This window comes from Streptomyces sp. NPDC018833 (genome assembly GCF_044390825.1).
Classification (GTDB): Bacteria; Actinomycetota; Actinomycetes; order Streptomycetales; family Streptomycetaceae; genus Streptomyces.
Window position 1 is genome coordinate 314,469 of record NZ_JBIRZM010000002.1, and the last position, 23,647, is coordinate 338,115.

A 23,647-nucleotide genomic window follows, 5' to 3' on the forward strand; every position below is an offset into this window, starting at 1 on the left:
CTAGCTTCTGAGGGTGGACTGGATATCTCCGCTGAGCACGTTGGCTGGTGCCATCGTCGGTGTGAGTTCTGCCTTGATCGCTGAGCGGATCCGCTGGCGTCGCGACAGAGAAAAGGAGGCCGCGCAGACCCGCAGAGACGTGTACTCCGAGTTCCTCATGGCTCTGAGTCAGAGTCACTCTGACATGAGGTCCGTGATCCTCCAGGGTGATGTGTCGTCGGCTGAGATCCGTTACGGTCTGCTCCACCAGGCACTCGATGGCTCAGGTGTATGGCGACTCCGTCAAAGCCTGTCCTTGACTGCGCCGGCCGAGATCATTCAGTTGGCGGTGAGCACCTGCGATGCACTCACGACTATGAGAGATGTGCTCATCGACATCCCTGACGTGAGCAGCGATGCCTACCTGCGTTCAAGGGCAGAACTCTGGCGCACGAACGCCAACCTCCGCGAGACCATGCGTCGAGATCTCGGCATGGACGGCCCGCCGGACCCAGAGGTCGGTCTATACCGCTTTCCGGCTTCTCCGTGAACCGGGGGCGGCGCCGGCAGACCGAATACGGTTCCGGAGGCCCCGTGCGTCTCACGCGTTTCAGCAGGTCAGGAGTCTAGGGTGGCCAGTGCCACCTCGCCCGTCCACGAAGGGGCCTGGCCTGGCTCACCAGGCGAGCCCGGTGGCCCTCATAGTCGGTCGGTATGGCCATCACCGAGCAGATTCACCACGCCGCGCCCCCGGCGCTTGGGCAGCCTGTGAGCACGGCGGCGGCCAAGAGAACGGCTGCGAGGCCTACGTCGCCGACTCACCAAATGGAGATGGCCGTTCAGGAAGGAAACAGATCGGCCGTGGCCAATCCCGGGTCCGCGGGCGCGTCGGAACGTACCTGGCGGTCGGCTTTGGCAAGCCCCCGATAGGTCCAGCGGTAGCTGCCTCCGGTGGCTCTGACCACACTGTCGAGGGTCATGTCGGCATCGCGCCAAAGACTTTCCAGTGCACTGAAGTCGACTTTGGCCGTGCGTGCCTCGTATCCGGCATCCTCCTTGGCCAGATCAACCCTGGCGAGCATCCCCTGCTGAACTGACGGTGCCCAGCTCGACACTCCGCCCTTGATGAAGGAGACGAACGCTTCGAGAGAATCGAAGACTTCGGATTCCAGCTCGCCGGGATTCGGTGCCGCATGCACGAGCGCCGAGAACAGGCGCTGACCGTCGGTGTGACTGACACTGACCTCGGTGACGCCTTCGGAGTGGGCCACGTCAGCCTTCACGAGGGGAATCGCGTCCTTCAGGACAAAGGGCGCAACAGTCGCGATCAGCGGACGGTCCGCGTTCCTGTCCGTGATGTACACCGTCGGAACCGGCCGCGAAGACGAAAGATCGACGGCTCCACAGCGGTAGGCGCAGGAAACAGTGCGGATGTTGATCAGCGGAGGAATCGGCCACAATGTCACCTGGTCGAGAACCAGAACACAGAAGGATGCCACCGACCATCCGTTGAATACCTGCGGCTGCAACCAGGTGGCGGGAAGTCGTTCGTTCAACTTGTCAGGACGCAGCCTGAAGTTGAAGATGAAGCGTTCCAGGAGCTGGGCGGTGACGATCCTGGGGACGGACACGGGGATCGACCTCCAAACGGGACAGCCGCCTATACGGAAACAGTCGCGCTGACGGGCTGGTCGGCAGCACCGGGCAGGCCTTCGACGGGTCCGAGCGTGTGTTTCTGCTGAAACAGGACCACGGGCGGGCCGTCGTCGACACTCGCGTACGCCTCGTAGTTGGGGAACGCGTTGGTCGCTCCTCGAACGGACACCGTACGACCGACCGGATCGATCGTGAAGAAGGCACTCAGATCCGCGGCGGGGGATCCCGGCGGTGCCAGGGGGTTGACGGCAGCTCCGTCGTAGCTGAAGTTGACGCAGAACTCGTTCGGATTGTCTATCACACCGCCATGAGGGTCGGGGAAGGTGTTTCCGACACTGAAGTGGTGGAACGACATCGCATCGGTGCCGGCGGTCTCTCTGGCCAGCACCTCGCCTGTCGCGCATTCCAACTTCATGGATTCGCCGCACTGATGGAAGTCCGTCTCTTCCGGTTGGTTCGCGAGGAAGCCGGTCACGACTATTTCGGACCGTGCACGGAACCGCTGCTCATTGGGATCGGAAGTGAAGTCCCGGCCGTCGCCGTGAAAGCACTCACGCATTGCCTCGATGACAGGCATGGGGATGAAGAAGGCGAGCCATATTGCGATCTTGTCGAACTGTGCGGGCATCTTGTCGGCCCTTCTGCTCGATTCCGCCGACGCCTCTTGACAGAGGACGAACCGGCGCGGCGTCACCACTGCCGTATTGTCATGAATGCTGCCGCAAGACTTGGTCAGGCGGTCTTGGCCAGGCGGCCAGAGGAATTCCCCACCCTGACGGCTTTCACCAGCGTATCCCGGAGTTGCACTCCTCGCACGACGGCCGGTGGTGGATACCGTCGCCCCGGCGAGCGGGTATGACCGTGCACGGCTCTCGTCGCGGCGGAGGATCACCCGCTGGGCACCGACGAGTTCCGGGCTCGGCTCGACGCCGAGCTCCTCGATGAGCCTGGTCCTGGTGCGCCGGTACAGCACGAGCGCCTCAGTCTGGCGGCCAGTCCGGTACAGCGCGCGCATGAGCTGGGCCTGCGGCCGCTCCCGAAGCGGGTGATGTGGGTAAGTCCCACAGCCGTGCGACGGCCTGTCCGTGCCCGCCCGAGGCGAGTTCGGCCTCGGCCGGCAGCTCGCCCGAGGCCACCAGTGGATCCTCCACCCTCGCACCTGCATAACGGAGTTACTGATATCCGGTCAACTCGGACAGCGCCGGACCGGCCACAGGCCGAGGGCGAAGGTCAGCGACTCGACCACCCGGTGCGGCCGTGGGGCCGGAGTTCGACCTGGCCCCTCGTTCCGGCAGCCGCTCGAGGCGGTACAGGCCGACCTGCCGCGGTCGACGGCCGGCCGTCCGGCCCCGGCGGCGAAGGTCGCCCGCAGCCGAGGGCCATCGGTGGCAGGCCGGCACGGCGGTGAGTGCTACCTGCGGTGGGACCCCTTCGCGCACCTTGGAGCAGCACACCGAGGCCCCGCCGACCCGCAGCGGCGTCGGCCGCTCACACCGGAACCGGCAGCGGCTGCGGCTGCGGCTGCGAGATCGGGCCTGGAGTGGTACGAAAGAGACCGTTGGAAGCGCACGTGGTGCCCTGCGGTCGTAGGTCGGAGGTGCCGTCCGTGGAACCCACCGAGTGGCTGCTGACGGCCAGTCAGCGCGGCAATCCCACAACCCGCTTGGACCGCCGGCACCCCGACGGGACGGCATGGTCGATCGGCAATGAAGTTCACCCCCTGGTCCACGGCGCGACGTACTTCGCCGAGCTGCTCGCCGCCGTCCGCGCCTTGCGGGCCGGAGACCTGCTGCTGTTCACCGACTGGCGCGGCGATCCCGACGAGCGGCTCGCGGGCCCCGGGACCGAGATCGGCACCGTGCTGCGCGAGGCGGCCGAGCGCGGAGTGGTCGTCAAGGGTCTGGTGTGGCATTCCCACCTGGACAGTTTCCAGTTCAGCGAGGAGGAGAACCGCCACCTCGGCGAGGAGATCCGCGCGGGGGGCGGCGAGTACCTGCTGGACATGCGAGTGCGCCCCGGCGGCACGCACCATCAGAAGTGCGTCGTCCTGCGCCATCCCGGGCGTCCCGAACTCGACGTCGCGTACGTCGGTGGCATCGACCTGTCGCACAACCGCAACGACGACATCGGCCACGGCGGCGACGACCGTTCCCAGCCCATCGCCGAAGCGTACGGACCACATCCACCCTGGCACGACATCCAGCTCGCGATCCGGGGCCCCGCTGTCGGCGACATCGAGACCGTCTTCCGGGAGCGCTGGACGGATCCGGCACCCCTCAGCCGCAGCCCGTTGTCCCGGCTGCGCGAATTGCTGCACCGGGAGGACATCCACGCGAACCCACTGCCCCCTCAGCTGCCCGACCCCTCGCCCCGCGGCACGCACACGGTGCAGGTGCTGCGCACGTACCCCAACCGGCTGTTGCGAGGCTACGACTTCGCCCCTGACGGCGAGCGCAGCGTCGCGCGTGCCTACCTGAAGGCACTGCGGCGGGCACGGGCACTCATCTATCTGGAGGACCAGTACCTGTGGTCCCCGCAGGTGGTGGAGCACTTCGCCCGGGCGCTCCGAGCGAATCCCGAGTTGCGCCTCATCGCAGTCATCCCCTCCGTCCCCGAACAGGACGGCCCGCTCACTCTGCCGATGAACCTGATCGGCCGCATCACCGCTCTGGAAACACTGCGGCGGGCGGGCGGCGGGCGGGTCGCGGTATACGGGCTGGAGAACCATGCCGGGACACCGGTGTATGTGCACGCCAAGGTGTGCGTGATCGACGACGTGTGGGCCGCGGTGGGCTCCGACAACATCAACCTGCGCTCTTGGACGCACGACTCCGAACTCAGCTGCGCCGTTCTGGACGAGACGACGGACCCCCGAGAACCGCAGGATCCCGCCGGCCTCGGCGACGGCGCGCGCCCCTTCGCCAGGAACCTGCGGCTGATGCTCGCGCGCGAGCACCTGGACCGGGAGGAAGCCAAGGACCCGCAGGCGCCCGACGTCCTGTGCGATCCGGTGGGCGCCTTCGACGCCTTCGCGTCGGCGGCGGCCGCTCTGGACTCCTGGCACAAAAGGGGGCGGTCCGGTCCCAGGCCGCCCGGACGTCTGCGCGCCTACCGGCCACCGGAACTTTCGCGGGCGCAGCGACTTCTCGCGACGCCGCTGTACCGCGTGATCATCGATCCGGACGGCCGCCCGCTGCGGCTGAGGCTGCGCAAGGCGTTCTGAGAAGCCGGTGGGGCCGGCTCATACCGGCGGGCGATCATCCAGTGCCGGCGTCCTCGAGGCGCCAGGGACGCGCCTCCACCCGTGAGGACGTCGTCGAACACTCGGTAGCTCCCGAGATCGATCCGACGGCCGATCATCTCGACGGCCACGGTGCCGTGGTGCGTAAAGGACCCAGCGATTGGCCGCCAGGGCGTCGGAGGTGGGTTCGGACCGCCTGATCAGGACGTTTCGCTGCGGGACGGGTGTGGATCTTGGATCGAGGCAGGCCCAATCCATGTGAGGTGTTGGTGAGGCCGCTCAGGTGATCTTCAGCCACCGCAGTCATCTTTTCATCACACAAGGCAAAGGATGGCTCTGCCCGAGACCACGGGCAACGCCACGCGCGTGCGGAATGAGCGCACATCTCAACTGTGCGCCCTGCGCTGTGGTAACTCCACGTTCTGCGAGGAAGGTCCTCTGGTGAGCAGTAAAACTACCCGAAGTTGCCGCATCAAAACCGCAACGATGGTTTCGGCCGGCGCCATTGCCGCAGTGCTCAATATCGCCCCGAGCACCGTGGCCGTCGCCGACGCGATCCACAGGTCTGGTCCCGAGCACAGCCTGGGACTGCCGGGTCCGAATGGTGCCCTTACAGCCGACCGTGACAAAGACCGCTGTGAGACGGACGAGGACGGCCCCGACAACAAGGCGAGCCTTACTTCGGAGAGTGGCGGCGACAAGTGCCGGGGCAAGACAGGTCCGCAGGGTCCGCAGGGTGACGAAGGTCCGCAGGGTCCGCAGGGCTTCCAGGGAGACACCGGCCCCCAAGGCCCGCAGGGCGAGCAAGGCTTCCAAGGAGACACCGGCGCCCAAGGCCCGCAAGGCGAGCAAGGCTTCCAAGGAGACACCGGCCCCCAAGGCCCGCAAGGCGAACAGGGCTTCCAAGGAGACACCGGCCCCCAAGGCCCGCAGGGCGAACAGGGCTTCCAAGGAGACACCGGCGCCCAGGGTCCCCAAGGCGCCCAAGGCACGCAGGGGGAGCCAGGCGTGGTGAGCACTACATTCGTACAAGGACCCCTGGGCTTCCAGTCGACTGCCGCCTGCCCTGACGGCACACTGGTCACCGGCGGCGGTTTCCAGGCATCAGGGGGCGTCCTACAGCCCATTGAGAGTAGTCCGGTCCAAATTACGGGCACCCAGCAGGGCTGGCAAGTGACTGCCGAATCCACCGGAGTTCAGGGCTTTGCCGTCGCGGTCTGCAGCCCGGCGGGTTAACCGCAACTGAACGGCGACGTGGTACCAGCTCCGCTTCACTGAGGGTTGAGCGGCGGCTTCGGGCTCCGGGTACCGGCCGCCGTTCAGCCCGCCTCAGGGCACGCGCCAAGGCATCGAGCACAGCGCCTCGTTTGTGGACACGGAGAGTTGACGCCTCCACCGTGAATCGGCGCCGGCACGAACCCTGCGCGGGCGGCGGACACGGCCCGGTCCCGTGTGTCACAGTGGCCGTTCGTGGCCCTCCCAGTACGGGTCGCGGAGCCTGCGCTTGTAGAGCTTGCCGTTCGGGTCGCGCGGCATCACCGTCACGAAGTCGACGGACCTGGGGCGCTTGTAGGCGGCGAGTCCGTGCGCGCAGTGGGCGAGTATGCGGGCGGCCAGGGTCTCGTCCGGGAGGTGGCCGTCCGCCGGTTCCACCACGGCCTTGACCTCCTCGCCCCAGTCGGGGTGCGGGATGCCGAACACTGCGGCGTCGGCGACGGCCGGGTGGGTGAGCAGCGCGGACTCGATCTCGGCCGGGTAGATGTTGACCCCACCCGAGATGATCATGTCGATCTTGCGGTCACGCAGGAAGAGCCAGCCGTCCTCGTCGAGGAAACCGAGGTCCCCGACGGTGAAAAAGTCGCCGACGCGGCTGCGTGCCGTCTTCGCCTCGTCCTTGTGGTAGCTGAAGCCGCCGGTCGTCATCCGCAGGTACACGGTGCCGACCTCTCCCGGCGCCAGGCGATTGCCGTCGTCGTCGAGGACGGCCAGTTCACTGATCGGCCACGCCCTGCCAACGGTGCCGGGCTTCTTGAGCCAGTCGTCGGCGGTCGCGAAGGCTCCCCCGCCTTCACTCGCCGCGTAGTACTCCTGGACACAGCTCCCCCACCAGTCGATCATGGCGCGTTTGATGTGCTCGGGGCAGGGCGCTGCGCCGTGAATGGCGTGCCGCATGGAGGAGACGTCGTAGCGCTTCCTCACCTCACCGGGCAGCGCGAGGAGCCGGTGGAACTGGGTGGGCACCATGTGGGTGTGCGTGCAGCGATACGCCTCGATGAGCCGGAGCATCTCCTCGGGGGCCCACTTGTCCATCAGGACGAGCGGATGCCCGATGTGCAGGGCCGCCGTCGCGAACTGCAGCACGGCCGTGTGGTAGAGCGGCGAGCAGACGAGATGGACGTTGCCGTCGTACGGCTTGATGCCGAAGATGCCGAGGAATCCGCCGAGGTGCGTCTCCTCAGGGGGTTTCCCGGGCAGCGGCCTGCGGATTCCCCGGGGACGGCCCGTCGTGCCCGAGGTGTAGTTCATGACCCAGCCGAGCGTGCGGTCGGCGGGCGGGGTCTCCGGCTGCTCGTCCAGCAGGTCGCCGTACGGGCGGAATCCGGCCACTTCGCCCACGGCGTAGCGCCGGTCCGCAGGCAGCCCCGCCTCGTCCCCGGCGGCCGTCGCGGCGTCGGCGAAACGCTCGTGGGCGATGAGCACCCGGGCCTCGGAGTCGGACACGATCCAGGCGATCTCCGGTCCGAGGAGGTGGTGGTTGACCGGGACGAGATACAGCCCGGCCTGGGTCGCGGCGAGCGCGGCGGTGACGAGTTCGACGCCGTTGGGCAGGACCACGGCGAACGCGTCGCCGCGCCGCAGGCCCGCGGCCCGCAGTCCGTGGACGAGCCGGTTGGCGGCGGCGTGCAGCCGTCCCGCCTGCCACTGCTCGCCGTCCGGGCAGGTCAGTACGGTGCGGCCGGGTTCAGCGGCGGCCTGCGCCCAGAAACCGCCCGGCGGGTGGGCCGCGCCCGGACCACCCGCGGGCCGGGCCGTGCCTGCGGCGCCCGCGGGCCCGGTGGCGCCCGGCGCACCCGGCCGGTGGGCCGCGCCGCCCGGAGCCGTGGTCGCGGCCGTGGTCGGGGCCGTGGTCGGGGCCGTGGTCGGGGCCGTGGTCGGGCGGCCGGCACCCGTGGTGGCGGGCGGATGTACGGCGTCCGGGCCGTCGGGGTGGTGGGTCATGCCGCGCTCCTTCCGGCGATGCGGTTGACGCGGTCGACGGCGCGTTCGAAGCCGCGGGTGAGATCGTCGAAGACCTGCTGGACGGGGCGTTCGTCGTTCATACGGCCGACGATCTGGCCGACCGGAGTGCCGAGCAGCGGCTCCACCTCGTACCGCTGGATGCGGGAGACGGCCTCCGCGACCAGGAGTCCCTGGAGCGGCATCGGCAAGGTCCCAGGGCCGTCGGGGTCGTCCCAGGCGTCGGTCCACGCGGTGCGCAGCTGGCGGGCGGGTTTGCCGGTCAGGGCGCGCGAGCGGACGGTGTCGCCGGAGCCCGCGGCCAGCAGTTTGGCGGTCAGGGCGCGGGGGCCGAGCCGGGCTTCGGTGGTGGTGAGCCACAGTGAGCCGAGCCACACACCCTGGGCGCCGAGTGCGAGCCCGGCGGCGATCTGCTCGCCGCTGCCGATGCCGCCGGCGGCGAGCACGGGCAACGGGGCGACGGCGTCGGCGACTTCGGGGGTGAGCACCATGGAGGCGATTTCGCCGGTGTGGCCGCCTGCCTCGTACCCCTGGGCGACGACGATGTCGATGCCCGCCTCGGCGTGGTGGCGGGCGTGCCGGGCGCTGCCCGCCAGAGCGGCGACGAGGATCCCGTGGCCGTGGGCGCGGGCCACGACGTCGGGCGGTGGGGAGCCGAGGGCGTTCGCGAGGAGGCGGATCGGGCGGTCGAAGGCGACATCGAGCTGACTGCGGGCCACCTCCTCCATCCAGCCCGTGATGCGCCAGCCGGAGGTCTGCCCTTCGGCCAGTTCGGGGACACCGTGTGCGGCGAGGGTGTCCCGGACGAACGTCCGGTGCCCTTCGGGGATCATCGCCTCCACATCCGCCTCGCTCACGCCCTCGACCTTCCTCGCGGGCATGACGACGTCCAGGCCGTACGGTTTACCGTCGGCGTGGTCGTGGAGCCAGTCGAGGTCGCGGGCGAGGTCGTCGGACGCGGTGTAGCGGACGGCTCCGAGTACGCCGAAGCCGCCCGCCCGGGTGATGGCGGCAGCCACCGCGGGGAACGGTGTGAAGCCGAAGATGGCGTGCTCGATGCCCAGTTGTCTGCTCAGCTCCGTCTCCATGGACGCAGCATGCCGTAGGCCGCCGGGCGAGGGAAGGTCTTTTCTGATGCATCGTCAGATTGTTTGGAGTGGTTGACAGCCCACCGGTCCGACAAGAAAGTTTCACGTGTCGCGGAAGATCCGAAAGATACTTTCAGGAAGGATTCCGTATGACCGAGGACGCAGCGGACACAAGGAGCAGGGCGATCAGCCGGCGGAGACTGGGCAGCGGGATGCTGGCACTGGGCGGCGCACTCACCCTGGGGTCCGTCCCCTTCGCCGCACCGGCCGCGGGCGCGCTCCTGGGACCGGAGGGTGGCGGGGGCGGCACGGCCCACCGGCCGACGCTGCGGCGCGGCACACCGGAGCGTGCCGGGCTGGTGGCCCGGCACCTGGACCGGCTGGTCAGCGACGCCGAGACGTTCCTGCAACCCTCCCCCAAACACCCTTGGTACGCGGGTGCGGTGCTACTCGCCGGGCGTGGCGGCACGGTCGCCCTCCACCGGGCGATCGGGAAGGCGCTGCGCTACTCCTCGTACGACGAGACGACCGACACGGCCGTGGAGCTGCCCGCCGATCAGCAGATCGCGATGCACGAGGACACGGTTTTCGACCTGGCGTCCGTCTCCAAACTGTTCACGTCGATCCTCGCCGTGCAGCAGATGGAGCGCGGCGCGCTGGAGTTGGAAATGCCGGTCGCCTCGTACCTGCCCGAGTTCGGGGGCGCCGGCAAGCAGGACATCACCGTGCGGCAGGTGCTCACGCACACCTCGGGACTGCGTGCGTGGATCCCGCTGTTCAAGGAGCCCACGCAGGAGGGGCGGCTGCGGCTGCTGTGGACCGAGAGGCCCGCGAACCCGCCGGGCGGCCGATACCTCTACTCCGACCTGAACCTGATCACACTTCAGCTGGTCCTGGAGAAGATCACCGGTCGCACTCTGGACACCCTGCTCCATGACGAGATCACCGCTCCCCTGGGGATGCACCGCACACGCTTCAATCCGCCCGCCGAGTGGAAGCCGGTGATCGCCGCGACCGAGGACGCCCGGCCGCCCTGGTCGGGGCTCGACCGCGGGCTGGTGTGGGGCGAGGTCCACGACGAGAACGCCTACAGCTTCGGCGGGGTCGCGGGCCACGCCGGCGTCTTCTCGTGTGCCTGGGATCTCGCGATCCTGGCGCGCACCCTGCTCAACTCAGGCGTCTACGGCCCCTCCCGCATCCTCGGCCCGAAGTCCGTGGAGCTGATGTTCACCGACTTCAACACGGCCTTCCCGGGCGACGAGCACGGCCTCGGCTTCGAGCTGTACCAGCACTGGTACATGGGCGCCATGGCCACCCCCCGCACCGCCGGCCATACCGGATTCACCGGTACCAGCCTCGTCCTCGACCCGACCACCGACTCATTCCTGATTCTCCTCGGCAACTCGGTACATCCAGTGCGCAGTTGGCGATCAGGCAGCACGCCCCGGGTCGCCGCCGCCAACCACCTCGCCCGAGCCGTCCCCGTACGCCCGGCGCACGGGCGCACCGCGTGGTTCGCCGGCATGGCGGGCGCCACGACCGCCACGCTCACCCTGCCCCCGCTCGGGCCCGCGGCCGGGCGGCTCGGCTGCTCCCTGTGGTGGGACACCGAGCCCGGTGCGGACCGGCTTTTCCTTGAGGCGTCGGCGGACGGCGGGGCGAGCTGGCAGCCAGTGCCGTTCACCACCACGCCTCCGGACGGCGGGGAGCAGCCGCATCCCGCGGGCACGGCGACCGGCTGGTCCGGGCGCGTCTGGCACCGGCTCATGGCGGACCTGTCGTCCTGGCGCGGCTCGGACGTACGACTGCGCTGGCGGTACACCACCGACCGGCTCTACGTCGGACGCGGGGTGTACGTCGACGCGATCACAGTGGACGACGAGCGCGGCCAGGTGCTCTTCGACGAGGCGCGCCCCCCGGACGCCGCCCTGGTCGAGGCGGTCGGCTGGGCGCCTTCCCGGGACTGACCCCGGCCACCGCCCCTGTTCACCGGCCAAGCGCCGCCATCGCGGCGTTGTGGCCGGGCACACCGCTGACCCCGCCGCCGCGCACGGCGCCCGCACCGCACAGCAGCACGTTGGCGTGCGCGGTCTCCACACCCCAGCGCCCGGTCTCCCCGGTCGCGTACGGGAACGACAGATCTCGGTGGAAGATGTGCCCGCCGGGCAGCCGCAGTTCGCGCTCCAGGTCGAGCGGTGTCTTGGCCTCGATGCACGGCTCGCCGTTCGCGTCGAGGGCGAGGCAGTCGGCGATCGGCTCCGCCAGGTACGCGTCGAGCTCGGCGAGCGTGGCGGCCAGCAACTGTGCCCGCACGGCGTCGTTGTCGGCGGCGAACAGCCGCGCCGGGGTGTGCAGCCCGAACAGGGTGAGCGTCTGGTGGCCCTGCGCCACCAGTTCGGGTCCGAGGATCGACGGGTCGGTCAGCGAATGGCAGTAGATCTCGGAGGGAGGAGCGCTGGGCAGCCGACCCGCCGCCGCCTCGCGGTAGGCCACGGCCAACTGCTCGTAGCCCTCGGAGACATGGAACGTCCCGGCGAACGCGTCCCTCGGGTCGACATCGCGGTCGCGCAGTCCGGGCAGTCTGCGCAGCAGCATGTTGACCTTCAGCTGCGCGCCCTCTGCGGCCTCGGGGGCTTCCTCTCCCAGCAGGGCCGCGAGCGCCTGCGGGGAGGCGTTCACCAGGACCTGGCCCGCGGCTACGGTGCCTTCGGCGTCGGGGGTGCGGAAGGAGACCTCGGCGCGCGTGCCGTCCGTCTCGATGCCGGTGACCTCGTGCTCCACGGCGATCTCCGCGCCGGCCGCGCGGGCGGCACCGGCCAGCGCGTCGGTCAGCGCGCCCATGCCGCCGACGGGTACGTCCCAGTCGCCTGTGCCGCCGCCGATCACGTGGTACAGGAAGCAGCGGTTCTGCACCAGCGACGGGTCGTGGGCGTCTGCGAACGTCCCGATCAGCGCGTCGGTGAGCACCACGCCCCGCACGAGGTCGTCAGCGAAGCGCTTCTCGATCGCGACGCCGATCGGCTCCTCGAACAGCATCCGCCAGGCGGCCTCGTCCGCGATGAGGGAACGCAGTTCCTCCCGTGCGGGCAGCGGCTCGGTGAGCGTCGGGAACACGCGCCGGGCGACCTCGCGCGTGATGCCGTAGAACTCCTGCCAGGCCGCGTACTCCCGTTCCCCGCCGGTGATCCGTGCGAACGAGCCCGCAGTGCCGGCTCCGCCGACCAGGAGTCCGCCGTTTGCCTTGGGGGTGTAGGAGGAGACGGTGCGCTTGCGGACGGCGAAGTCCAGCTCCAGCTCTCGCACGATCTTGTCGGGGAGCAGCGAGACGAGGTACGAGAACTGGGACAGGCGGGCGTCGACGCCGGGGAAGGGCCGGGTCGAGACAGCCGCTCCCCCGATGATCGTCCGACGTTCCAGCAGCAGGACCGAGCGTCCGGCGCGGGCCAGGTAGGCGGCGGCGACCAGGCCGTTGTGGCCGCCGCCGACGATGACGGCGTCGTACGAGGCGTGTGCGGGCATGGCCGGACCCTAACCCCTTCCGGCCCGCGGCGCGCCCTGGAAGCCGCTTCGTTCCCGGGAGTGCCGCCCAGGTCAGTGCTCGGGCGCACCGCTCTGCTCCCGGAGCGCCGCGACCCGGCGGTACAGCTCCACCGCCTCGGCCCGGCGGCCGAGCTGTTCCAGGCAGTGCGCCTCGTCGTTGCGGCTCGCCAGCGCGTCCGGGTGGTCGGGGCCGAGGACCCGCTCCCGTGCCTCGGCAACGTGCCGGTAGATCGTGTTCGCATCGTGCCAGCGGCCGAGCCAGCCCAGGGCGACGGCCACTTCGCGGCGGCTGACGAGTGTGTCGGGGTGGTCCGGGCCCAGCACCCGCTCCCGCAGCGCGCACACCTCACGGGCCTCTGCCAGCGCCTCCGGCCAGCGGGCGAGGCGGCCCAGATTGACGCCGAGGGTGTGCCGGGCGCGCAGTGTCTCGGGGTCGGCGGGTCCGTGCGCGCGGGTGCGGTCGTCGACGAGACCCCGGAAGAGGTCCAGGGCCTCGGCACTGCGCCCGAGCCGCCCGAGGCTGATGCCGACCTCGTAGCGTGCGGCGAGCGTGTCCGGGTGGTCGGGGCCCAGCGCGACGGCGCGGGCGGCGGCGACGTCCCGGTAGGTGTGGAGCGCCTCGGCCCAGCGGCCGAGGCGGCCGAGCGCGTGGGCGACCTCGTAGCGGGTGACGAGTGTGTCGGGGTGGCCGGCGCCGAGGACGCGGGCGCGCGCGGCCGCCACGTCGTCGGCCACGCGGTACGACTCCTCGATCCGTCCGAGGCGGCTGAGGTTGAACGCCAGGTTGTGACGACAGCGCAGCGTGTCGGGATGGTCGGGGCCCATGGTGCGGGCGCGGGCGGCGAGCACCGTCTCGTACACCTGGTGCGCCTCCGTGTGGCGGCCGAGCCGGCCCAGCACGTACGCGACCTCCTGGCGCGCCGCGAGCGTGTCGGGGTGGTCGGGGCCCAGTGCGCGCTCCCGGCCCCCGCTTACGTGCGTGAACTCACTCAGGGCCTCGGCCACCCGGCCGGTCCTGCTGAAGGTGAAGGCGACCTCGTACCGGCTGGAGAGCGTGTCGGGGTGGTCGGGGCCGAGCAGCGCCGACCGCTCCGCGGCGACCGCGTGGTGCACGTCGCCCGCTTCGGCCCAGCGGCCGAGCCGGCCCAGGGAGAGGCCCGCGCTGTGACGGCTGGCGAGGACGGCCAGGAGCTCGGGCCGCGGGGTGGTGCGTTCCCCGCTCCCGCCGTGGACCGAGACCGAGGGCGGTCCCGCCTGCGCGGGGACGCGGTCGATCGCGGGAGGATTGGTCCACGCGCCGGTCAGCGCGGCCGTGTGGTCGGGCAGGGACGGCCGGACGGCCGTGGTGTCGACCGCTTTGTGACCGGTCGTCATGCCCCGTGTCCAGTCGGGCAGGGGGGGCTCGCCGCCGCCGGAGGCCTGCGGTGCGCGCTGCGCGGGGACGGCGGCGTGGCCTGCGCCACCCGGACGGGCGGCGGCCTCGATGCGGCGGCGCAGGTCGTCCGCGTCGCGAGGCCGCTCATCGGGCGTCTTGGCGAGCAGGTCGAGCACGATCCGCTCCAGGAAGCCGGGGATCTCCTCCCGCACCTCCCGCAGCGGTGTCGGCGCGGTGTCCCGGTGGCCGACGAGGATCGCCCAGGTGTCCTCCAGGTCGAAGGGCGGGGCACCGGTGGCGAGTTCGTACAGGACGCAGCCGAGCGAGTACAGATCGCTGCGGTGGTCGACGGCGCCGTCGCCGATCTGCTCCGGCGACATGTAGTGCGGGGTGCCCATGGCGATGCCGGTGCCGGTGAGCTTGGCGGTGAAGCCGATGTCCTCGCCCAGGCGCGCTATGCCGAAGTCACAGATCTTCACGGCGCCGTCGGCCAGCCGCATGATGTTGGCGGGCTTGAGGTCGCGGTGCACGATGCCCTGGTCATGGGTGTACGCGAGGGCGGCGGCGATCTGGCCGGCGATGTCGACGACGTCGTCTACGGGCAGCGGCTGCTGCTTGTTGTCCTCCATCAGCTGGCTGAGGTTGCGGCCCTGAAGGAGCTCCATCACGAGGTAGAGGACGCCATCGTCTTCGCCGAAGTCGTGGACGACGGTCACGCCCCGGTGCTGGAGCGCGGCGGCGACCCTGGCCTCACGCCGGAAGCGCTCTCTGAGGACCGCGGAGAAGGACTTGTCGTGGTGGACGCCCATGGGCTTGAGGCACTTGACCGCGACCTGGCGCCCGAGCGATTCGTCGCGGGCCCGCCACACCTCGCCCATGCCGCCGCGCCCGATGAGATCGAGCAGTCGGTACCGGCCGTGGATCAGCCTGGTTTCCGCCATCTCGTGCTGTCGCCCCCGTCGCTGTCCTGCGCCCTCCCCGGCCCGTCCAGTATGGCGGCCTGTCTGCGGAGTTTGTACGGGGTGGGGCGCGAGCCGGGCCCGAGTCGTGCCATCGCGTTCACCATGTGACCGGGCGGGAGGCGCCACCGCAGCCGGGACGGGACGCAGCGCAGGAGACTGCCGGTGGCGACGAGCCGGTGGGTGACCCGGTCGGGCGCGGGCGCCGGTCTGCCGTACAGCTCATGGGCGAAGGGTGGCAGGGCGTCGTAGGCGAGCCGTGCCACGAGCTGCCACAGCAGTGCGCGGGCGGGGACGAGCCACGGGCTGATCGGGGGCCGCCGCAGGAAGTCGTCGACCTCGCGCGCCTCGGGCCCGGCGGCGAGCTCCGGCCGCACCCGGTCGAAGTACGCGGCGAGCTCCGGGGTGCCGGCCGGTACGCGGGCGCGGTCGAGTCCCACCAGCCGGGCGGCTTCGCGCTGCTCGTGGAGGTAGCGGTCGGCATGCCCGTCGTCGAGGGGCAGCCCTGAGCGGCGGGCCACGTCCAGGTAGGAGCCGACCTCGGCGCAGTGCACCCACAGCAGCAACTCCGGCTCGTCGACGCCGTAGCGGTCTCCGGTGTCGGGGTCGCTCGCCTTCAGGAGCGAGTGGATGCGGCGGACGCGGGCACCGGCCTTCTCGGCGGCGTCGGTGGTCCCGTAGGTGATGGTGCCGACGAAGTTCGCCGTGCGCATCAGCCGGCCCCAGGTGTCCTGCCGGAAGTCGGAGTTCTGCATGACACCGCGGACGGCGCGCGGGTGGAGTGCCTGGAGGTAGAGCGCACGTACGCCCGCGATCCACATCATCGGGTCGCAGTGGATGTTCCAGGTGACCGAGTCGGGTCCGAACAGGCCCGGGTCCGCTGCGCCCACCGGGCGGGCGTCTGCCATGTCCGACTCCTCGAATCGCTCCGGTGCTCGGCGCCGCGTCGTCGGCCGCTGCTGTGGTTGTGCCCGGTCGGGGACAAGGGCATTCCCCCGGTCGTCCATGGTCGCTCACCGTCGCGCCGTGTTCGTCACGTCCTCCACCCGGCCCTTCGACGCCCTGGGCCCGGGCCGGCATGGCGGGCCTCCTGGCCACCTGGACCTGCCCCGCCTGCCCCGCCTGCCCCGCCTGCCCCGCCTGCCCCGCCTGGCGACGATCCACCGCCTGGCAGCTATGAAGCACCATCTGACAAAGCCCTACCAGGGCCTGTCCGATGGGTCACCGTCCGCGGAATGGGTCACCCTCCGCGGAACCATCGGAACTGCCCCGGCGCCGATCGAAGCGTTCCTGCGCCGCCAGCACATCGTCCCCGTAGGCCGCCGCCCAGGCGCCCAGAGCGCGGATCGGGGTGAGCAGGGCGGTGCCGGCCTGGGTGAGGGCGTAGTCGACACGGGGCGGCGCCTCTGCATAACGGTGGCGTTGCACCAGGCCGTTGTGCTCCAGCCGCCGCAGCGCCTCGTTGAGCACCTTCGGGCTGATCCCGCCGATCCGGGCCAGCAGCGCATGGGGCCGCATCGGGCCGTTCTCGCCGAGGACGTAGACGACCACGCTGTCCCAGCGGTTGGCGATCACCTCGAAGGCCATCCGGGCCCGGCAGTCCGCAGCGAACGGATCCCCACCCATCTCGCGCTCGTCCAGATCCACCTGTCCCATGTGCACATCCTGCCTGGCCGATGCCTACCAGCCGGTGTGCGTCGGCTCGCCTAGCGTCCACCGCATGACATTCCACGACGCGAACGGAAGCAGGACGATGCGCATCGGCATACTCGGTACAGGCGCAATGGCGGCGGCGCTGGGCGGGGCCTGGGTGCGGGCCGGACACGAGGTCATGGTCGGCGGCCGGAACGCCGCTTCCACCGCCAGTACGGCCACCCGCATCGGGGCCGCCGCGCACGGCGGCCTCACCGAGGCGGCGCAGTACGGTCAAGCCGTACTGCTCGCCGTATCCGCTGAGGCCGCGCCGCAGTTGGCCAAGGAACTGGCCCCGGATCTCGCCGGACGGGCCGTCCTCGACTGCACGGTGCCGATGGTGCCCTCCGGTGACGGACCGGTCTCCTCCACTGCCGGGGGTACGGACTCGACCGCCAAGCGCATCGCGGCTGCCGCACCTCAGGCCCGTGTCGTCAAGGCGTTCGGCATCTGCCACGAGAGCATCTGGACCCTGCCACAACCGGCCTTCGAGGGTGCACCGCTGGCCGTGCCTTTCTGCGCGGACGCCCCTTCAGCCGCCGCTCTGACGAGGGAGCTGATCACGTCGATGGGCTGTACTCCGCTGCCGTGCGGCGGTCTGAACCGTGCGGCACTGCTGGAGGCGACGACGGTCTTCGCCGTCGGGGTGTGGTGGTCCGGCGGCGAGGCCCGCCACGCATTCCCTGCCCCTGCCCTGGCCCCCGGCGCGGTCGACGACCAGTGACTGCCTCTCTCGGAGGCCGTGCTTCGCCGGGCACCCCTCCTGATCAGGGTCGTCTGGGTCGCGGGGCCCGTCGGCATCCCGCCGACGGGCATCGCCTGGGGTCCGGGGCCCAGCATTCATCCGGCATGCGATCGTCCTCCTCGCGACTACGTTCGCCGGTCGGCACCGGCAACGTCACCCCGTTCACACCCACCTGTTCCTGCCCGAACAGCGGACCTGCCCGCAGGAGCACCGGGTCAGCATGCTTGCAGTTGTGACGATACGTCATTAACTGCTGCTGCGACGGGTGTTGTCAGTGGGGCACGGTAGCGTCGTGAGCGGTGGAAGGCCGTCTCTCGATTGGAGTGGATGATGACCGTGGACCGCGTGCAGTCGCCGCTTAGGGTGGTACTGACCGACATCAACACGGAAGTGGTGGAGGCGTGGCGGGCGGCGTTCGCCGACACCCCCGGGATCGAGATCCGCAAAGGCTCGATCCTCGATGAGGATGTCGATGCCTGGGTCAACCCGACCAACTCCCGGGGCCGGATGGACGGCGGGGTCGACGCGGTCATCAAGCGGCACCTCGGAGCGGGCATCCAACTGCGTGTGCAGCGGGCGATCCGCGACCGGTTCGCGGGAAGCCTCCCGGTGGGAAGCGCGGTGTGTGTTCCGTCGGGGGCGATCAACCCGAAGTTCCTGATATCGACGCCGACGATGGAGAAGTCCTCCCAGAACGTGCGTGAGACGCTGAATGTGGCCCTGGCGTGCGCCGCCGCGTTCCAGGCGATCCACCGGCAGAACAACGACACGCCAGGCAGCATTGAGTCGGTGGCGCTGGTCGGCATGGGCGCTCGAACCGGCCGGGTGCCCGCACGAGTGTGCGCCAACCTGATGTGGACCGGCTACACGCTGTTCAACGACTACTGCTTCGAGGACTACGACGACCTGCGCAGCACGGTAATTGCGCAACTCGACGACATCGAGAACGCGCCCGACGAAGGGCGGGTGCGCATCGCTCCGCCGAAGCGGCCCACCTCCCGTCGCTGATTGAGACGTTCTCCGCCGATCTCATGCCACTGTCGGTCGATGACGAGTGCGGCACAGGGCGGGTGGGGCTGCGGGGGACGTGCCGCAACGTGTCTTTCGGATTCCTTTGGCTCCGGTCACAAAGGGTGCTAGCGGCCCGGGGATCGAGACACTCCCAGCAGGACGCTTCCGGTGAGGAACAGGCAGGCGCCCACTACGAGGAGCGACATCAACACGTGCCCTGTCGGAAAGAAGGCCAAAATCCCTACGAAGCAGCCAAGCCGCATCCTGTGAAGACTTGACCGAGCCCATGAGATACAGGCCACAGGACGGCGGCTCGCTCCCAGGGATGGATCCAACCGGCGAGCAGCTCGGCTGTCCCACTCACCGTTACAGCCAGGCTCAAGGCTGCGAGCGGCCCGACATCACGTACGGCATTCCACCTCCGGGCAGGAATCGTCGCACAGGAGAACAGGCCCTGGCAGGCCTGCCGCCAGTTCTCCGCGGGTCAGGCCTTGAAGGCCGACGCTGCCGACGAGGGTCCGCCGGTCCACATGCATGGCGTTTGGGGTGCTCTTCGCCCTGATCAGGGCCTGCGCACGTACGTCAACCACCCTGCTCACCATGCCCCATCAGCACGGTTCGACAATTTGGAGTCCCTCCACAATGAGTGATGCCAACACCCCGGCCAAGCCCGACACCAATGACCCACTGGGCCTCGCCGAACTCTTCAAAGGCGGCGGTGAACCGTGGCTTCCGTTGCTGAAGCCGGTCATCGAAGCGCAGCCTGACGCAGCCACGTTCATCGGCTCTGGCCGCAGCCCGGAGGTCGTCCCTGTACGCGAGCTCACCTTCCAGGCACTCAAGCCCAACCCGCCGCACAAGTGGAAGGTCGTTGTCTTCGGTCAGAACCCGTACCCACGGCCGGAAAGCGCCACCGGCATAGCCATGTTCGACAACACCTTCCACGACTGGAAGGACAGCCAGTTCGGCAGGGTCGTCAGCATCCGCTGCATCATCAAGGCAGCGGCGATGTGGAAGTACGGCATTCCCAAGAAGACGCCCATTGCCGATATTCGTGCACTTCTGAAGGAGCAGGACACCGTCCAACCACCGGAGTGGTTCCAGGCGATGCTCACGCAGGGTGTACTGCTGCTGAACGCCGCACTCACCGCCAGCAGTGACGGAACGACGGGAACCGACCGGCACACTGCATTCTGGCGTCCGGTCGCCGAGCGGATCGTCGAAGAGATCCTCAGGGCCAAGCAGAACGCCGACGAGGAGGACCGTGGCGTCGTCTTCGCGTGGTGGGGGGCTCATGCCCGCAACCTGAAGAAGGTCGTCCTCCAACTCCAGAAGAAGTACCCCGAGGTCGAAGTCCGGCATATCGACCATCCCAATCCCGCGGCGCAGGGCGACATCTTCTGCGAAGGCGACCATTTCGCCATGGTGAACGCGGCCCTCGCATCGCTGGGCGCCGATGAGGTCGACTGGCTTCCGAGCAAGGGATGGAACGAGGTCGCGGCGGAGGCCGACGGGACCAACCGCGACATCGCCGAACGCATGGGCGCGTTCATCGCGTCCACCATGGAACTGCACCAGCTGTACCTCGAACGGCTCGCCAGCGTCAAAGACGAGGGGCTCGTCCTCCCCGCGATCACCGGTGTGTTCGACACCCCGCTCATGGACTTCCACAACGCCGTCAGCCCAGTCGTCAAGCTGCTGTCCAGTCTTGACCGGCACGTCAAGCTGTCGCACGAATTCGGCAAGAGGAGGGCGGACGAAGCGGCCGGCGGCCTGTCCGCCGACGCGATTGCCGCCCTGTACCTCTACACCTGCGAGTCCGCGTTCTACCGGGAGATCAACGCCGTCCTTCGCGCCCCGGACCGGGCCAGAGTCGTTCCCTATCTCCCGTATCTGCGGTTGCTGTTCTCGGCGGTGTCACGGCTACCCGCCCGCACGGAGCCGTTGTGGCGGGGAGTATCGCTGGACCTGCGTGCGCAGTATCCACTCGGTCGAACGGTGACCTGGTGGGGCGTGTCCTCGTGCACGTCCAAGCTCAGCGTGGCACGGGCATTCCTCGGTGGCCGCGGCAAGCGGACGCTCTTCGAGGTGGCCCCCGTCCGGGCGGTGGGCATCCGCAGTTTCTCCGCGTTCACCGACGAGGAGGAATTCATCCTCCCGCCCGGCACGCAGCTCAAGGTGACGGACGTACAGGCCCAGCGCGGCGGCTTGTGCACCGTGAAACTGACCGAACTCGAAGAGCAGACCCTCGTGTCCTGAGCAAGCGCCGGCGACACGACGGGCGTGGAGGCCGGCAGCGGGGTTCGAGGGGGGTGAACCTGCCCGCGATCCGGGCCATCAGAGCCTCGGACACCTCCTGCCAACGGGCCGGGTCCACGCTGTGGGACCTGCGGCCACCGCCTGATCACTGGCTGGAGTAGTGGTACCGAACTGAACGACACATTGATGCAGGCCGGGCGACGCGTGTCAGCGGCGGACGCGCGGCATGCCCAGGCCGATCCAGGAGATGATCTCGCGCTGGATCTCGTTGTTGCCGCCGCCGAAGGTGAAGATGACGGCGGAGCGGTAGCCGCGTTCGAGTTCGCCGTGGAGGACGGATCCGGCGGAGCCCTCCTTGAGGGGGCCCGCCGCTCCCACGACCTCCATCAGCCAGGCGTAGGCGTCGCGGCGGGCCTCGGAGCCGTAGACCTTGACGGCGGAGGCGTCCTGCGGGGTGAGGGTGCCGTTGTGGAGGGCGTTCACCATCTGCCAGTTGAGGAGCTTCATGGCGTCGAGACGAGTGTGGGTGCGGGCGAGCCGGCCGCGGACCCAGCCGAGGTCGATGACGCGGCGGCCGTCGGCGAGCTTGGTGTCGGCGGCCCAGCGCTGGACGTCGTGCAGGGCACGGATGGCCATGGTGCCGTGGGCGGCGAGGGTGACGCGTTCGTGGTTGAGCTGGTTGGTGATCAGCCGCCAGCCCTTGTTCTCCTCGCCGACGCGGTGGGAGACGGGGACGCGGACGTTCTCGTAGTAGCCGGCCGTGGTGTCATGGGAGGCGAGGGTGTTGATCAGAGTCCAGGAGTAGCCGGGGTCCGAGGTCGGTACGAGGAGCATGGTGATGCCCTTGTGGGGCGGGGCCTCGGGGTCGGTGCGTACGGCGAGCCAGATCCAGTCCGCGGTGTCGCCGTTGGTCGTCCAGATCTTCTGCCCGTTGATGACGTACTCGTCGCCCTCGCGCACCGCACGGGTCCTGAGCGAGGCGAGGTCGGTGCCCGCGTCGGGTTCGCTGTAGCCGATGGCGAAATCGATCTCGCCGGACAGGATCCCAGGCAGGAAGCGGGCCTTCTGCTCGTCGCTGCCGAACTGCATGATCGTCGGGCCCACGGTGTTCAGGGCCATCAGCGGCAGCGGGACGCCCGCCTGGGCTGCCTCGTCGAAGAAGATGAACTGCTCCATCGGGCTCAGCCCGCGGCCGCCGTATTCCCTCGGCCAGCCCACACCGAGCCAGCCATCCGTGCCGAGACGGCGGATCGTCTCGCGGTAGAAGCGCTTGCGCGCGGCCGGTTCGGCGGTGGGGGCACCTCCCATGCCCTTGGGGCCATGGGGGAGGCTGTAGGCGTGGTCGGGGACCAGCTCGGCGAAGTAGGTGCGCAGTTCGGCTCGCAGCTGCTGCTGCTCCGGCGTGTATCGAAGGTGCACGGCCCCTCCAGGAGTCTCGCGGTCCGTCCCTTGCGCAGCGGCGCACACAGTAGAACGCGTTGCAGTAATCCGGAAGAGCCGTGCCGTCTCCATCTACAGCGAGTGGTACACCGCCTCCACGAGCGCCATCTTGCGGGGGTCGTCTGCGATGCGCGGGCCCATGCGGTTCATCACATAGCCCAGGCTGAGGTCCGCCTCCGGGTCGGCGAGTCCGCACGAGCCGCCGAAGCCGTCGTGGCCGAACGCCCGGGGGTTGGGTCCGTACGAGCCGTTCTCGCCGCTCAGCCACAGGCCGAGGCCGACCTCGGTGTCGTGCGCGAATCCGGTGCCGAGCACCAGGTCGCGGCAGCTGCCCTGCCCCTCGCGCACCCGTTCCGCGGCCTCGGCGCTCAGCACCCGCCGGCCGCCGAGCATCCCCCTTCCGGCGAAGATTCCGTACAGCGCGGCGACGGCGCGGGCGGTCGCGTGCCCGTTGGCCGCGGGGACATGGGCGGCGCGCCATTGCGGTGTGTTGGCCCCGGCGGCGCCGACCACCGGGTTGAGCATGGCCGCGAGCGCGACCGGCGCCATCTGCTGGAAGACGGCCTTCTGTTCACCGGTGAGCCCGGCCGGCGGATGCTCCAGTTCGGCGACGCGCACGGCCTCGTCCGCCGGCAGTCCGACGGTGAAGTCGATCCCGAGCGGCCCGGTGACCTCCTCGCGCAGGAAGTCCCCCGGCAGCCTGCCCGTGATCCGCCGGACGACCTCGCCGACCAGATGGCCGAAGGTCAGCGCGTGGTAGCCGGAACGGGTACCGGGCTCCCACCAGGGCTCGGCAGCGGCCAGCCGCGCGCAGGTCAGCTCCCAGTCGTACAGCTCGTCGAGGGAGTGCGGCTCGCGCAGACCGGCGAGCCCGGCCCGGTGCGACAGGAGGTGGCGTACGAGCACCTTCTCCTTGCCCGCCGCGGCGAACTCCGGCCAGTACGCCGCCACGGGCGCGTCCAGGTCGAGCTGCCCCCGGTCGACGAGCAGATGCGCGCACAGCGCCGTCGCGCCCTTGGTCGTGGACCACACGTTGACCAGGGTGTCGCGCTCCCAGGGCCTGGTGCGGGCCGGATCGGACCAGCCGCCCCAGAGGTCGACGACGCTCTCGCCGCCGACCAGCACGCTCACGGCGGCGCCGAGTTCGCCGCGTTCGCGGAAGTTCTCCTCGAAGGCGTCGCGCACGGCCGCGAACCGCTCGTCGCAGTGGCCGTCGATCCGCAGTGGTGCATCTTCGTGGCTGCCAACCGCCATGGGAACCTCCGTCGCCTGAGTTCTGTCCGGGCATGCCGCCGCGCCCGGTCCCGAAGCAACGTACCGACCGGTCGGATGGAAGGGGAAGGGGGCGCGTGAGGGTTGGCCGGCGGGTGAGCGAGGATGGCGCCGGAAGATCCCGCGCGGCGCCCGCAGACACCTCCCCCGGAA

General features: G+C 69.8%; 17 protein-coding genes. 7 read left to right on the forward strand and 10 right to left on the reverse strand.

Translation table 11 applies throughout. The annotated features are described in order from the left end of the window. Positions 1-13: 13 nt before the first annotated feature. Positions 14-529 carry a hypothetical protein gene (locus ACH5AF_RS05365; protein ID WP_398900085.1) on the forward strand — a complete coding sequence of 172 codons (516 nt, stop codon included), beginning with the start codon at positions 14-16 and terminating at the stop codon, positions 527-529. 289 nt (positions 530-818) lie between these two features. On the opposite strand, the gene ACH5AF_RS05370 is transcribed toward ACH5AF_RS05365, so the two are convergent. Together ACH5AF_RS05370 and ACH5AF_RS05375 are read right to left on the reverse strand one after the other, a co-directional pair. Further along, positions 819-1,610 (reverse strand): hypothetical protein, encoded by a 792-nt coding sequence (locus ACH5AF_RS05370; RefSeq protein WP_398900087.1) that lies wholly within the window; start codon positions 1,608-1,610, stop codon positions 819-821. A gap of 29 nt (positions 1,611-1,639) precedes the next feature. Continuing rightward, positions 1,640-2,800, reverse strand: coding sequence for a BTAD domain-containing putative transcriptional regulator (locus ACH5AF_RS05375; protein ID WP_398900089.1), 1,161 nt, complete (start codon positions 2,798-2,800; stop codon positions 1,640-1,642). Positions 2,801-3,241: 441 nt separating this feature from the next. Between ACH5AF_RS05375 and ACH5AF_RS05380 the strand changes: the two genes are divergently transcribed. Both ACH5AF_RS05380 and ACH5AF_RS05385 read left to right on the forward strand, forming a co-directional pair. Further along, on the forward strand, positions 3,242-4,858 hold the full coding sequence (locus tag ACH5AF_RS05380) for a phospholipase D family protein (protein ID WP_398900091.1): 1,617 nt from the start codon (positions 3,242-3,244) through the stop codon (positions 4,856-4,858). 754 nt (positions 4,859-5,612) lie between these two features. After that, the gene (locus ACH5AF_RS05385; protein ID WP_398900092.1) at positions 5,613-5,891 is read left to right on the forward strand and encodes a hypothetical protein; all 279 of its coding nucleotides are present in this window, start codon (positions 5,613-5,615) and stop codon (positions 5,889-5,891) included. Between the two features lie 440 nt (positions 5,892-6,331). Here ACH5AF_RS05385 and ACH5AF_RS05390 read toward each other — a convergent pair whose 3' ends face one another. Together ACH5AF_RS05390 and ACH5AF_RS05395 are read right to left on the reverse strand one after the other, a co-directional pair. Further along, on the reverse strand, positions 6,332-8,095 hold the full coding sequence (locus ACH5AF_RS05390) for an acyl-CoA synthetase (protein WP_398900094.1): 1,764 nt from the start codon (positions 8,093-8,095) through the stop codon (positions 6,332-6,334). After that, entirely contained in the window at positions 8,092-9,201 is a 1,110-nt protein-coding gene (locus ACH5AF_RS05395) for an NAD(P)H-dependent flavin oxidoreductase (protein ID WP_398900095.1), read from the reverse strand. The genes ACH5AF_RS05390 and ACH5AF_RS05395 overlap by 4 nt, the downstream gene beginning before the upstream one ends. Before the next feature lie 149 nt (positions 9,202-9,350). Here ACH5AF_RS05395 and ACH5AF_RS05400 point away from each other — a divergent pair, with 149 nt between their 5' ends. Continuing rightward, positions 9,351-11,168, forward strand: a complete 1,818-nt coding sequence (locus ACH5AF_RS05400) for a serine hydrolase (protein WP_398900096.1) — start codon at positions 9,351-9,353, stop codon at positions 11,166-11,168. A 19-nt stretch (positions 11,169-11,187) separates the two neighbouring features. Here the strand turns inward: ACH5AF_RS05400 and ACH5AF_RS05405 are convergent, their stop codons facing one another. The 4 genes from ACH5AF_RS05405 to ACH5AF_RS05420 all read right to left on the reverse strand — a co-directional run bounded on the left by ACH5AF_RS05405 (position 11,188) and on the right by ACH5AF_RS05420 (position 16,731). Then, positions 11,188-12,720, reverse strand: coding sequence for a phytoene desaturase family protein (locus tag ACH5AF_RS05405; protein WP_398900097.1), 1,533 nt, complete (start codon positions 12,718-12,720; stop codon positions 11,188-11,190). 72 nt (positions 12,721-12,792) lie between these two features. Then, positions 12,793-15,057, reverse strand: a complete 2,265-nt coding sequence (locus ACH5AF_RS05410; protein ID WP_398900098.1) for a tetratricopeptide repeat protein — start codon at positions 15,055-15,057, stop codon at positions 12,793-12,795. Beyond that, positions 15,039-15,983, reverse strand: coding sequence for an oxygenase MpaB family protein (locus tag ACH5AF_RS05415; RefSeq protein WP_398900100.1), 945 nt, complete (start codon positions 15,981-15,983; stop codon positions 15,039-15,041). The genes ACH5AF_RS05410 and ACH5AF_RS05415 overlap by 19 nt, the downstream gene beginning before the upstream one ends. Positions 15,984-16,296: 313 nt before the next feature. Continuing rightward, positions 16,297-16,731, reverse strand: a complete 435-nt coding sequence (locus ACH5AF_RS05420; protein WP_398900101.1) for a winged helix-turn-helix transcriptional regulator — start codon at positions 16,729-16,731, stop codon at positions 16,297-16,299. Between the two features lie 64 nt (positions 16,732-16,795). On the opposite strand from ACH5AF_RS05420, the gene ACH5AF_RS05425 reads away from it, so the two are divergent. From ACH5AF_RS05425 to ACH5AF_RS05435, 3 genes are all read left to right on the forward strand, one after another. Further along, complete coding sequence (locus ACH5AF_RS05425) at positions 16,796-17,491, forward strand: NADPH-dependent F420 reductase (protein WP_398900102.1); 696 nt, start codon at positions 16,796-16,798, stop codon at positions 17,489-17,491. Between the two features lie 348 nt (positions 17,492-17,839). After that, positions 17,840-18,520, forward strand: a complete 681-nt coding sequence (locus ACH5AF_RS05430) for a macro domain-containing protein (protein ID WP_398900103.1) — start codon at positions 17,840-17,842, stop codon at positions 18,518-18,520. A 645-nt stretch (positions 18,521-19,165) separates the two neighbouring features. Beyond that, a complete protein-coding gene (locus ACH5AF_RS05435; RefSeq protein ID WP_398900105.1) occupies positions 19,166-20,782 on the forward strand; it encodes an ADP-ribosyltransferase domain-containing protein in 1,617 nt (538 codons plus the stop codon). Positions 20,783-20,989: 207 nt separating this feature from the next. On the opposite strand, the gene ACH5AF_RS05440 is transcribed toward ACH5AF_RS05435, so the two are convergent. Both ACH5AF_RS05440 and ACH5AF_RS05445 read right to left on the reverse strand, forming a co-directional pair. Then, on the reverse strand, positions 20,990-22,201 hold the full coding sequence (locus ACH5AF_RS05440) for an acyl-CoA dehydrogenase family protein (RefSeq protein WP_398900106.1): 1,212 nt from the start codon (positions 22,199-22,201) through the stop codon (positions 20,990-20,992). A 93-nt stretch (positions 22,202-22,294) separates the two neighbouring features. After that, positions 22,295-23,476, reverse strand: coding sequence for a serine hydrolase domain-containing protein (locus ACH5AF_RS05445; protein WP_398900107.1), 1,182 nt, complete (start codon positions 23,474-23,476; stop codon positions 22,295-22,297). Positions 23,477-23,647 lie beyond the last annotated feature (171 nt).